Genomic DNA, 10,427 nt, shown 5'->3' with positions numbered 1-10,427 from the left:
CGGCGGCCCCGGCCCCGGCTGCTGCGCCGGCAGCGCCTTCGGCGGATGCGGTGAAGAAGCTTTATGCAGATCGCGCCTACGAGGAAGTGCCGCTGGACGGGATGCGCCGCACCATCGCCGCACGTCTGACCGAAGCCAAGCAGACCATCCCGCATTTCTACCTGCGCCGCGAAGTGCAGCTTGATACGCTGATGGCTTTCCGCGAGCAGTTGAACAAGTCGCTGGAAGGACGCGGGGTAAAGCTCAGCGTCAATGACTTCATCATCAAGGCCTCGGCGCTGGCGCTGCAAAAGGTGCCGGATTGCAATGCGGTCTGGGCGGGCGACCGCATCCTGAAGATGAAGCCCTCGGATGTGGCGGTGGCCGTGGCCATCGACGGCGGTCTGTTCACCCCGGTTCTGAAGGATGCCGACAAGAAATCGCTGTCGGCCCTTTCGGCCGAGATGAAGGATCTGGCGGCGCGGGCGAAATCGAAGAAGCTGGCCCCGCATGAATATCAGGGTGGCAGCTTCGCGATTTCCAACCTCGGGATGATGGGGGTCGAGAATTTCGACGCCGTGATCAACCCGCCGCATGGCTCGATCCTCGCGGTCGGCGCGGGCGTGAAGAAGCCGGTGGTCAACAAGGCGGGAGAGATCGTGGTGGCCACCATGATGTCGATGACGCTTTCGGTGGATCACCGCGTGATCGACGGCGCGCTGGGGGCCGAGTTCCTCAAGGCGCTGATCGAGAACCTCGAAAACCCGATGATGATGCTGGCCTGACAGCCAGCACCGCAATGCAAAAGGCCCCGGAGCGATCCGGGGCCTTTTCGTTTCCGCTTGCGACCTGGTTCAGCAGTCGCAGTCCTTCAGGATCTGGTTCATGCTGACGGCGGGCTGCGAACACCCCGCTTCCCCCACCACTTTGGCCGGAACGCCTGCGACGGTCGTGCAGGGCGGCACGTCCTGCAACACCACCGACCCCGCCGCGATGCGCGAGCAATGGCCGATGCTGATATTGCCCAGCACCTTGGCTCCCGCCCCGATCAGCACGCCGTCGCCGATCTTGGGATGACGGTCGCCGTCTTCCTTGCCCGTCCCGCCCAGCGTCACGGAATGCAGCATGGATACGTTGTCGCCCACCACTGCCGTTTCACCGATCACGATGGAATGGGCGTGGTCGATCATGATGCCGCGCCCGATGCGGGCTGCGGGATGAATGTCGACGCCAAAGACCTCGGACACCCGCATCTGCACAAAATAGGCCATGTCTGCCCGGCCCTGCCCCCAGAGCCAATGGCCCACGCGATAGGCCTGCACCGCCTGATAGCCCTTGAAGAACAGCATGGGCTGCAAATAGCGATGGCAGGCGGGGTCACGGTCGAACACCGCTACCAGATCGGCCCGCGCCGCCTGCCCCAGCGCCGGATCGGCGGCATAGGCGGTATCCGCGATCTCGCGCAGCAGCTGTTCACTCATCTCGCCGCTGGCGAGTTTCAGCGAAAACCGATAGGCGAGCGCACGTTCCATCGTCGGATGGTGCAGCAGACTGGAATGAACCAGCCCGCCCAGAAGCGGTTCTGCCGCGACCGCCGCCAGCGCCTCTTCGCAGACACGCGACCACACCGGATCAACCGGGGTGAGCTTTGCTCGGGTCTCTGCCATCGGGAACTCCATCATTCAGATCTCGAACGGCATTATAGGCGATTTTCCTCCGCATTCCAGACGTCACCCGTCCATGCGATCATACCAGCGCAGCAAGCGGCCCAGCGTCAGGGTCAGTGCCGCTAGAAACAGGCGATCCGAGGGGTGGGCCTCGTGCCGCAAGGGGCACAGCATGGCCCGCGACATCAGGCTGCCGTCGCCAAGGCCCGGATGCATCCGGCCAAGGCGTTTAACGATGCGATGTGCCATATGAGCTTCGGCAATCAGCCTGTCGGCCAGCGGCCTCCATTCGGCAGGGGGCCGCGCCATCAGCGCCCGCGCGGCCGCATGCAGATCTCCGGGAAGAATCGCACGCACTACAGCGTAACCTCCAGACTTGCCGCGGGTCCGGCACCAAAACTGGCGGACAATTGCGCAACACGCAGCAGCACCGTGCCGGTAGCGCCATCAGCAGATTGCATCGCGCCGGTATAGACCCAGCCGGGCGCCGAGCAACGATCCTCACGCAGAAGCACCGCCCCTTGCCAGAGCTGCACGAGGTAATCCTCGCGCTCCTCCCCCATGGGCACGTCGGCGACCTGCCAGCTGTCCCCGTCGATCCGGCTGCGGCGCACCCAGGTGAACGCCAGATCCCCCGCCTGCCGCTGCTGCTTCAGGTGACAGGGCGCATAGGGACGCAGGCCCACACCCGTGAAAGCCGCCACCCGATGCGTGACCGTCGGATGGTCATACCCCCGTGCGGCGACACCAATCCGGTAGTGCCGCTCCAGCCCGCGCAGGCTGGGCGGCAGGTCGATCTGCGCCAGCGCCCCGTCCAGCAGAACGATCTGGCTGCCGATGGGCCATTCACCGGGCATCACGCCGTCGGTGCCCGCCTGCCCGCGCAGCCGCATCCGCAGCTCGTAGGTCATCGGCGCCACAAGCTGCGCTTCGGTGAACTGAAACACCTCCCAGATGCCGCTGTCCGGATCACCGATGGCCATGGCATTGGCCCCGCCCAGCACCCCGCGCGGCCCGGCCGAAATCAGATGCCCCGAGCTCAGCCGCACCCGCAACCCCGCGCCGCGATCCCACCGCCCGGCAGGCGCGCGCGCCAGCACCGTTTCGGTCCGTCCGATTGTGGCACTCCGGTTGAGAGTGGTGTTCAGCGCATAGCCCGCATCCTCCGCCGCCGACCACAGCGCGACCGTTCCGGGCCAGGGCCGACCGCCCACTGCCAGATGCGGCGCCCCGGGAACCTCAGAGCCTGTCAGCAGCGGCAGGTCGAGAAACACCGGATAAACCGGCAGCGGCGCCAGATATGCACGGGGCTCCGGAATTTCCTCGGCATGGGGCGCAGGCAGGTACAGCCCGCGTTCCGTGCGCACACCTTCGGCCATCAGAACATCACCATGTTCCAGACGGTCGATGCGGTAGTCTGCCCCAGCAACCCGCGCAACCTCGCCCACGCGCAGCGCCATGGCCGAGCGTGGCAGTGCGAAACGCAGGGTATCGCGCGCCACCTGCGCCTCGGCCAGCCAGCGTTCGGCGATGGCAGCACCCTCGGCCCGCGTCAAAACCAGCGGCAGATCGGATTGCGCCACCGTCGGCACCGCATCCCCCGGCGCCACGGCCACCGCCTGTCGCGACGCAAAATCACCATCGGCCTCGGTAAAGCCAAGCATCACCCGCCCGGCACTCTCCGGCTCGGGGCTGCGGCTGGTCTCCACCGGCCCAGACAGATCGGCCGAAACCGCGAGGCGATCCGTTGCGAATGCCGCCCCTATCTGCCCGTCGCGCATGCGAAACACCAGCTTGCCGCCCTGATCCGTCGCATCGAACCCATAGGCCAGCATCAGCGGCTGCAACGCAGCGCGGGCCGACCCGATCTCGGTCAGGTGAAAGCCGCGCACCACGCCGACCAGATCGGAGACGTCGAAATCCGTCAGCCCCGCCTGCTCGCAAATCTCGGCCACCACCGCCGCAAGCCGCTGCCCGGCGATGCGTCCGGTGATCCAGTGGCCGCGCGCGTAATTGCCACCATCGCTCCAGACGCTCGCAACAGCAGGGAAGGCCGGATAGGGCCGTGCATCCCAGGCCCAGACATGCGACCGCGCCGTATCCAGCATCCGCCCGTCATAAAGCGCCGAGCGCGGGTTATGCACCGGGTCAGCCCAGTATTCATGGAACGCCAGCAGATAATGCATCTGCATCAGATCGTCGCGCCGCCCGGTCGATGCCCTCGGTAAAACGGATTCCGAGGATTTCGGGTCCAGAAACTTGTTCGGCTGGTTGGTGCCCTTGTCGATGGCCGCACATCCGTATTCGGTGAACCAGATCGGCTTCGACTGCGGCACCCAGTCGGATGCCACCGCCGCGCGCACCCCGTCGATCCGGTCGTGATGGCGTTCGGACCACCAGGACCGCAGATCCTTGTAGCGATAGACCCAGGGCTCGCCATAGGCACCATCCTCGATGGGACGACGGCGTTGCAGGCGTTCGGCCTCGTCACTGTCGTAGTACCAGTCGAACCCCTCACCGCCTGCGACATTGGCCTTCAGATAATCAAGGTCATAGACCCGGCGCCATACCGCATCCAGATGCCCCTCCTCGTCGCGCCAGTCGCTCAGCGGCATGTAATTGTCGATACCGATGAAGTCGATATTCGGGTCGACCCAAAGCGGATCAAGGTGGAAATATACATTCCCGCCCGTGTGATAGCCGAAATACTCCGACCAGTCGGCAGCATAGCTGATCTTCGTGGCAGGCCCGAGGATCGCCCGCACCTCTGCCGCAAGCTGGCGCAGCGCCGCCACCGCCGGAAAGCTGTGACCCGGCCCGCGGATCTGCGTCAACCCGCGCATTTCCGACCCGATGCAGAAGGCATCGACCCCGCCCGCCGCCGCGCAAAGATGCGCGTAATGCAGGATGAAGCGGCGATAGCGCCATTCATCGGCGCCGGAATAGCTGACCGAGGTGTCCTCAATGGTGAAATCCGAAGGCTGGGCGCTGCCGAAGAAATCCGCCACCTCGGCGACCGCGCCAGAGGTCTGATCGCTCGACCCGGCCCGCCCCGGCGCCTGCGCCAGCGTGATACGGCCGCGCCAGGGCAAGGGCGGCTGGTCGGCCGCGCCGTCCCAGGGGTTTTCCAGCCCGTTGCCCGCCAGTTGCTCCATCAGGATGAAGGGGTAGAACATCACGCTCTGCCCCTTTGCCCGCAGCGCCTTGATCGCCTCCACCACCGCCGCATCGGCGGGTGTGCCGCCGTAGACAGAGTTCCCGTCAATGCGAGGCACCTCCTGCGCCGCATCGCGCCCGATGCCGCCCGCGCGCCAGACCATGCCCACGCCTTCCTGCGCGGTCTGTTCGACCTTGGGACGGATCTCGCAGTCCCCGCAGCGCAGGTCACTGCCGAACCACGATACCACCAGCGAGACCGAGCCGCAGTTCGGCGCCTCCTCCTCAAGCTGTTTCAGCGAGGTCAGGAAATCGCTGCGCCCTGAGGGCGAGTTCACATTCGCCGACCGCACAGCTGCATCGCCCTCGGCATAATGAACTGCCGTCGTCGCCAGCGAATATTCGCCCGTGCCGGGGATCAGCGCGACCGCACGCACCGCCTCCTGAAGGCTGGTCATCGCCTCCGCCGCAGCCCCCTGCGCCGGGCGGATCACCTCGAAGGAAAGCTGCGGCACCCGGTTGCCGAAACGGCCAAGCTCCAGATCCTCGATCACCACATAGGCGATACCACGATAGGCTGGCGCCAGATCCGCACCCTCCACCGCCTCGATCTTCGGATCGGGCAGTTGCGTCTCGCTGCCGGTATAGACCCGCAGGTTCAAATCACCCGGCGCGATTTCCACCCCGTCGGCCCAGATCCGGCCAATGCTGGAAATCCGCCCCTGACACAGCGCGACGGCAAGACTGACGCTGTAGGAATAGGTCGTGGTGCGCGGCCTCGGCGCACCCTTGCCGCCGCCAGTGGTGCTGGTCTGCTCCATGAAGCGTGTGGCCCAGATCACCTGACCCGACACCCGCACCCGGCCAAAGACCTGCGCCACCGCCGCCCCTTCCGAGGCGCCCATCAGGCGGAAACGGTCCACCCGCCCAACCTCGACCGCCTCGGAGCCCGCGCCCAGCAGCTTCTGATCCAGCACGCGGCCCAGCGTGGCCCCCACTGCGCGGCCGATGACCGCGCCGGACAGGCCCAGAACCGTGCCGCCAAAGCCCGATCCGATTGCGGCCCCCGCCGCGGACAGCAGTATCGTCGCCATTCAGCGCGCTCCTTCGAAGATTGCTCAGCCGCGCTCTGCACGGTCAGGAAATGCGAACCGCGCCGCGATGCGGCGCTTCCAGGGGGCAGAAAGCGGGCTTTCGATCACCCCATGCGCCGTATAGGCGTGAACGAAGCTTTCACGCCGCCCGACCTCGGTCAGGATGCCCAGATGCTTCGCCACGCTGCCCTCGCGCATGCGAAACAGGATCACATCGCCCGACGCGAGTTCTGTCAGCGGCCTGGGGATCAGAAACTGCGCCCCCGCCGCCAGAAGCGCCTCTTCTCCCGAGGGTTCGGCCCAGTCCTGCGTATAGGGCGGAACTTCGGTCGGCTCCGGCCCCACCAGCACCCGCCAGACGCCACGGATCAGGCCAAGACAATCCGTCCCGGCCCCCCGTGTCGCGCATTGATGCAGGTAGGGCGTGCCAATCCAGAGCCGCGCCTCGGCAACGATCTCCTCCCCCCGGTTCATCCGCGCAGGCTCCCGCCGTCATTGACCAACGACGACGACGGGAAAGAGGTCAGCCAGTCCTCGCCCGGAATATGCGGGAAGCCACGAAAGTTCAGGAAATTGTTGAACTTCTGCCGACAGGTCTCAGTCCGCTTGTCGCATCCCGCCACCAGCCGTACCGACGTGCCCGCCGCCACATCGGCACCCAAGGCGCGCCACAGCCCGATCTCGCGCCGCCCGTCGGCAAGGATGCGGTCTGTCTTGATCGACCCCGACAGTCCCGCAGCCGCCCCGTCGCGCAAAGTCAGCACCCCGCTTGCGAACCAGCCCTGCGGACATTCGGCCAGTGGGGCAAAGCGGAACACCCTTCGCTCCGTCACCTCGGCGAGCACACAATCGGCAGTGAACTGCGGGTCTTGCAGATCCACCCCGCACTCCCGATCCCCAAGCAGCGCTGCGCATTCGCGCTGATAGACCCGCCCCTGCGGATGGTTCAGCCGCTCCGCCAGCCCGCGCAGTTCTGCCTCGAACCCCGCACCGTTACGGGTAATCTCGCCCACAGTCCCCCGAAACAGCAGGTCGCGCTGCGTCGGGTCGGCCCAGTTGACCAGCCAGGCCTCCACCTCCGCCCCGTCATAGCGCCCGGCCAGAATATCAGCTTCGGTCAGCCCCGCATCGCTCAGCGCCCCCACGGCCTGCGTATTATCGACCGAAAGCCCGGTCGATTGCTGCAAGGCCCCTGCCGTCAGCCCGGTCGAGGCGCGGAAGGTTACCCCCCCGAACCGCAGATCACCGTCATGGTCGGTAAAGCCCATCTGCGTCCCGTCAACCCGCCGCACCAGCCAGGCCCGGCACACCGTCGTCACGCCGCCCGCCAGATGCGCGAGCAGATCGTCGCGCGCACTCATACCCGCACCTCCACCACCGGAACACTGGGCACATCGCCCGCCTGGAACGAGGCGACCGAAGTCTGAATGCGGTCGGTATCAAACCGCACCGGCACATCGAATTCGAACCCGGCCGAGACCGCCACGCCCACCGCAGGCGGCGTGGAAAACCGCACTACCCCCGTTGTGGTATCAATGTCGAACTCCGGCCCCTCGACCTTCTGGTCGCGATCCACCGCCACCACGACGCTGCCGCGCACCGGCTTCACCACCGGCCGCACATAGCTCGCCTCGCCCGAGCGATAGGTCTTGCACAGCCCGAACTCGACCCGCGCGCCATCGCCCGTGCCGATGATCTGGTCGAACGGCGTCACCGCGCGCGAGGCGCGGCCGGATTTGTAATCCGACCAGTCCTTCCAGCGGAAGCCGAACATCTGCCCGCGCCGCGCCTCGAAAAACGCGATCAGCGTTTCCACATCGTCCAGAGAACGCAAGCCCACCCCCGCATCATAGCGCCGGCGCGAATGCTCCCAGGGCGTGTTCCGTTCCTCGAACCCGTTGGTCAGCGTCACGATTTCCGTGCGCCGCTCCGGCCCGCCGACCGAGCCGAAGCTCAGATTGGCGGGAAAGCGAATGTCGTGAAATGCCATGATCCCTCCTCAGCGGTTGCGCTGGCCACGCGCCAGCGCCCGGCTGGCCTGTGCCGCGATTTGTGACTGGCTGCGCTGAAAGCCCTGCACGTCGGGGGTCGTGATGTTCATCACCACCGTCACCGGCCGCCCGCCGCCCGAGGCCTGCACCCCCAGCCGCCCGTCGGCGCCGCGCGCCAGCGGCATGATCGCCTCCGGCCCCGCCTCGCCCATCAACCCGCTGCCGCCACGCATGGGAAAGCTGACCGGGCTGGATACCACGCCGCCCTTGGCGAAGGGCATCACCCGGCCTTGCGTGAAGGCGCCGCCCTTGGCGAAGGGCATGATCCCGCTGAACAGCGCGTTCATCCCCTCCGCCAGCAACCCGCCCACCGCATTCTGCACGGGCTTCATCGCCACGCCGTAAACCGTGTCGACCATGCTGCGCGCCACGCTCTTCAGCGCGTCCGACAGCTTCATCCCGTCGAACACCAGCCCGTCAAAGGCGCGCCGCAGGCCGCCGCTGATGCCGCTGCTCAGCTGATTGACCTCGCGGCCGGTGAACAGCAGCGTATCGCGCATCCGCGCCAGCTCGCCCTCGAAGGCGGTGACCATGCCGGTCGTGCCATCCAGTGTCGCCTCCAGCGCCGCGACCTGATCTTCAAGCGTCTCCAGATCCGCCATCCGTCCTGTCCTTCCTCAGATCGGGAAAGGCCGCGGCCAGTTCATCCAGCCGCGTCCGTGTCATCGCCGGGGTCGCACGATCCGCCCCCAGCATCAGCCGCAACTCCACCGGCGTCAGCCGCCAGAACTCGGCCGGGGTCAGTCCAAGCCCGTTCAGCCCCGCCCGCATGAGGCCCGGCCAGTCGATGCCGCTCATGCCTCGCCCGGCAGCGCGAAGGCCCGCGCCAGAAGTTCCGCCGCCGCCCGTGCCGCCCCGACCGGCCCGCCGCCGATCTCGACCGTGCGCAGATCCTCGGCCCGGCCCTGCCAGCCGCCGCCACGCAATCCCGCCACCAGCAAGGCCAACACATCGCGGCTGGAGATCCGCCCCGCCTCGAATCGCGCCACCAGATCCACCAACGTGTCCTCGCCCAGGGTCATCTCCAGTTCCGCCAACGTCCCCAGCGTCAGCTTCGCCACATGCGGCACGCCCTCCAGCGTCACCACCACCTCACCGGCAAAAGGGTTCGCCATGGTCAGAGCGCCGTAAACGTCAGCGCCCCGGCTGAGGCGAGCGTCAGTTCATAAGTCGCCTCGCCGTTATGGCTGCCGGAATATTCGATGGCGGTGATCTGGAACGGCCCCTCCACGATGCCGAAATCCGGGATCACCACCTGGAAATTCGGCATCTCGCCGTCAAAGAATATCTGCCGCGCGCGTTCGTCGGTATTGGAGTCCCGGAACACCCCCGAGCCCGAGATACTGGCCGAGCGCACACCCGCCCCCGCCAGCAGCTCGCGCCAGCCGCCCTGGCTTTCAAGGCTGGTCACATCCACCGTTTCCGCGTTGAAGCTGATGCGCGTGGCGCGCAACCCCGCGATGGTCTCGAACTGAAGGCTGCCGTTCAGGTCGATCTTGACCAGCAAGTCCTTGCCGCTTTGCACTGCCATGGAATTCTCCGATTACTGTATGGATTAGCGATATATCCACAGATCAACCGCCAATAATGTTCGATTAGTGCAACTCAATCCTCGACCCGGATGTCGAAGCGCAGGTCGATCCGTCGTGTGGCACCGGCGCCCAGCCGCCGCGCCACCGCCCGGACGAAGCGCGTCAACACCACCCGTCCGCGCGCCAGCACCAGCGCCTGATCCGTCAGCGCATCCGAGACGCGGACCGCGATTTCCTTCGCGGTCAGGAACCCGGCCGCATCGGAAATCACACTGATCTGCACCCGGTGCAGTGCCCCCGCGCCGGTCTTGTCGCTGACATCCAGCGCCTCCTCCGGCCCGATCAGCACGAAGCTTCCGCTGCCCCCGCCCACAGGCGGCGCATCAAACACGGGCACATCAGGAAGCGCCGCTACGAGCCGCTGATAGATCGCCGCCTGCAAGGCAGCCGCGACGCCATAGCTCATGCTGGCACCTCCTCCCGCGCGAAACAGATCAGATAGCGCGCGGCCGCATCGCGCTCCGTCACCGCGAGGATCGGGAACAGCCGTGCCCCGTCGCGGAACCGCTGCCCCGGCAGCGGACGCGAGGCCGCGCCCTGGGCCGCGCCCCGCACCACGATCCGATACGCGACCGAGGCCATCACCACCTCCTCACCCGGGACCTCACGCCCGGCGCCCGGCAACACCTCAGCCCAGAGCGTGCCCAGCGCCTGCCAGCTTTCCACATAGCCACCCGCGCCGTCCGCCACGCGCGAACGCGCCTCCAACAACAAAGGCCGTGTCAGCGAAGGCGCCCTCATGCCGCGCCCCCGCCCAGCACACGCACATTGCGCCAGCGTTCCACCAGCAGTTGCACCCCGCGCGGCAACGCCTCGGCCTGCCCCCCCGGCTCGTGCCGGGTCTCGTAGAACTGCCCGGCGAGCAGCAGTACCGCTTGCGCCAGATCG

The 10,427-nt window shown here is 66.8% G+C and carries 13 protein-coding genes and 1 pseudogene; 1 reads left to right on the top strand and 13 read right to left on the bottom strand.

All coding sequences use genetic code 11. The features are described 5' to 3' along the window. The coding region (locus AO684_RS20785) for a dihydrolipoamide acetyltransferase family protein (protein WP_161806036.1) at nt 1-764 on the top strand (764 nt) is incomplete at its 5' end. Between the two features lie 69 nt (nt 765-833). Here the strand turns inward: AO684_RS20785 and cysE are convergent. The 13 genes and pseudogenes from cysE to AO684_RS22455 form a co-directional block, all read right to left on the bottom strand. Next, a complete protein-coding gene (gene cysE / locus AO684_RS20780) occupies nt 834-1,646 on the bottom strand; it encodes a serine O-acetyltransferase (RefSeq protein WP_054304651.1) in 813 nt (270 codons plus the stop codon). 63 nt (nt 1,647-1,709) lie between these two features. Continuing rightward, a complete protein-coding gene (locus tag AO684_RS20775) occupies nt 1,710-2,003 on the bottom strand; it encodes a hypothetical protein (protein WP_054304649.1) in 294 nt (97 codons plus the stop codon). Beyond that, nucleotides 2,003-5,896 carry a glycoside hydrolase TIM-barrel-like domain-containing protein gene (locus tag AO684_RS20770; RefSeq protein WP_054304648.1) on the bottom strand — a complete coding sequence of 1,298 codons (3,894 nt, stop codon included), beginning with the start codon at nt 5,894-5,896 and terminating at the stop codon, nt 2,003-2,005. Before AO684_RS20770 ends, AO684_RS20775 begins: the two co-directional genes overlap by 1 nt. Nucleotides 5,897-5,920: 24 nt before the next feature. Continuing rightward, nucleotides 5,921-6,370 (bottom strand): NlpC/P60 family protein, encoded by a 450-nt coding sequence (locus AO684_RS20765; protein WP_054304647.1) that lies wholly within the window; start codon nt 6,368-6,370, stop codon nt 5,921-5,923. Continuing rightward, nucleotides 6,367-7,257: a DUF2163 domain-containing protein gene (locus tag AO684_RS20760; RefSeq protein ID WP_054304646.1), complete on the bottom strand. Its 891-nt coding sequence runs from the start codon at nt 7,255-7,257 to the stop codon at nt 6,367-6,369. The genes AO684_RS20765 and AO684_RS20760 overlap by 4 nt, the downstream gene beginning before the upstream one ends. Beyond that, nucleotides 7,254-7,886 carry a DUF2460 domain-containing protein gene (locus AO684_RS20755; protein ID WP_054304645.1) on the bottom strand — a complete coding sequence of 211 codons (633 nt, stop codon included), beginning with the start codon at nt 7,884-7,886 and terminating at the stop codon, nt 7,254-7,256. Before AO684_RS20755 ends, AO684_RS20760 begins: the two co-directional genes overlap by 4 nt. A gap of 9 nt (nt 7,887-7,895) precedes the next feature. Further along, nucleotides 7,896-8,549, bottom strand: coding sequence for a phage tail tape measure protein (locus AO684_RS20750; protein WP_054304644.1), 654 nt, complete (start codon nt 8,547-8,549; stop codon nt 7,896-7,898). Continuing rightward, nucleotides 8,527-8,745 carry a rcc01693 family protein gene (locus tag AO684_RS20745; protein WP_054304643.1) on the bottom strand — a complete coding sequence of 73 codons (219 nt, stop codon included), beginning with the start codon at nt 8,743-8,745 and terminating at the stop codon, nt 8,527-8,529. Before AO684_RS20745 ends, AO684_RS20750 begins: the two co-directional genes overlap by 23 nt. Then, nucleotides 8,742-9,062, bottom strand: a complete 321-nt coding sequence (locus AO684_RS20740) for a gene transfer agent family protein (protein ID WP_054304642.1) — start codon at nt 9,060-9,062, stop codon at nt 8,742-8,744. The genes AO684_RS20745 and AO684_RS20740 overlap by 4 nt, the downstream gene beginning before the upstream one ends. A gap of 2 nt (nt 9,063-9,064) precedes the next feature. Continuing rightward, nucleotides 9,065-9,478, bottom strand: coding sequence for a phage major tail protein, TP901-1 family (locus AO684_RS20735; protein WP_054304641.1), 414 nt, complete (start codon nt 9,476-9,478; stop codon nt 9,065-9,067). A 74-nt stretch (nt 9,479-9,552) separates the two neighbouring features. After that, nucleotides 9,553-9,945 carry a DUF3168 domain-containing protein gene (locus tag AO684_RS20730; protein ID WP_054304640.1) on the bottom strand — a complete coding sequence of 131 codons (393 nt, stop codon included), beginning with the start codon at nt 9,943-9,945 and terminating at the stop codon, nt 9,553-9,555. Next, the gene (locus AO684_RS20725; protein WP_054304639.1) at nt 9,942-10,280 is read right to left on the bottom strand and encodes a head-tail adaptor protein; all 339 of its coding nucleotides are present in this window, start codon (nt 10,278-10,280) and stop codon (nt 9,942-9,944) included. Before AO684_RS20725 ends, AO684_RS20730 begins: the two co-directional genes overlap by 4 nt. After that, nucleotides 10,277-10,427, bottom strand: a pseudogene (locus AO684_RS22455) (hypothetical protein); the annotation flags it as partial. The pseudogene AO684_RS22455 and the gene AO684_RS20725, both read right to left, overlap by 4 nt.

It is taken from the genome of Gemmobacter sp. LW-1 (genome assembly GCF_001303875.1).
GTDB classification, from domain to species: domain Bacteria; phylum Pseudomonadota; class Alphaproteobacteria; order Rhodobacterales; family Rhodobacteraceae; genus Gemmobacter; species Gemmobacter caeni.
The sequence above is the reverse complement of the archived record's forward strand: the minus strand, read 5'-3'. Positions and strand labels throughout refer to the sequence as shown.

What these genes read in the sequence shown, in the direction of transcription:
- cysE (WP_054304651.1), bottom strand. Translation starts at nt 1,646, where the DNA reads ATGGCAGAGACCCGAGCAAAGCTCACCCCGGTTGATCCGGTGTGGTCG.
- AO684_RS20770 (WP_054304648.1), bottom strand. Translation starts at nt 5,896, where the DNA reads ATGGCGACGATACTGCTGTCCGCGGCGGGGGCCGCAATCGGATCGGGC.
- AO684_RS20765 (WP_054304647.1), bottom strand. Translation starts at nt 6,370, where the DNA reads ATGAACCGGGGGGAGGAGATCGTTGCCGAGGCGCGGCTCTGGATTGGC.
- AO684_RS20760 (WP_054304646.1), bottom strand. Translation starts at nt 7,257, where the DNA reads ATGAGTGCGCGCGACGATCTGCTCGCGCATCTGGCGGGCGGCGTGACG.
- AO684_RS20755 (WP_054304645.1), bottom strand. Translation starts at nt 7,886, where the DNA reads ATGGCATTTCACGACATTCGCTTTCCCGCCAATCTGAGCTTCGGCTCG.
- AO684_RS20750 (WP_054304644.1), bottom strand. Translation starts at nt 8,549, where the DNA reads ATGGCGGATCTGGAGACGCTTGAAGATCAGGTCGCGGCGCTGGAGGCG.
- AO684_RS20745 (WP_054304643.1), bottom strand. Translation starts at nt 8,745, where the DNA reads ATGAGCGGCATCGACTGGCCGGGCCTCATGCGGGCGGGGCTGAACGGG.
- AO684_RS20740 (WP_054304642.1), bottom strand. Translation starts at nt 9,062, where the DNA reads ATGGCGAACCCTTTTGCCGGTGAGGTGGTGGTGACGCTGGAGGGCGTG.
- AO684_RS20735 (WP_054304641.1), bottom strand. Translation starts at nt 9,478, where the DNA reads ATGGCAGTGCAAAGCGGCAAGGACTTGCTGGTCAAGATCGACCTGAAC.
- AO684_RS20730 (WP_054304640.1), bottom strand. Translation starts at nt 9,945, where the DNA reads ATGAGCTATGGCGTCGCGGCTGCCTTGCAGGCGGCGATCTATCAGCGG.
- AO684_RS20725 (WP_054304639.1), bottom strand. Translation starts at nt 10,280, where the DNA reads ATGAGGGCGCCTTCGCTGACACGGCCTTTGTTGTTGGAGGCGCGTTCG.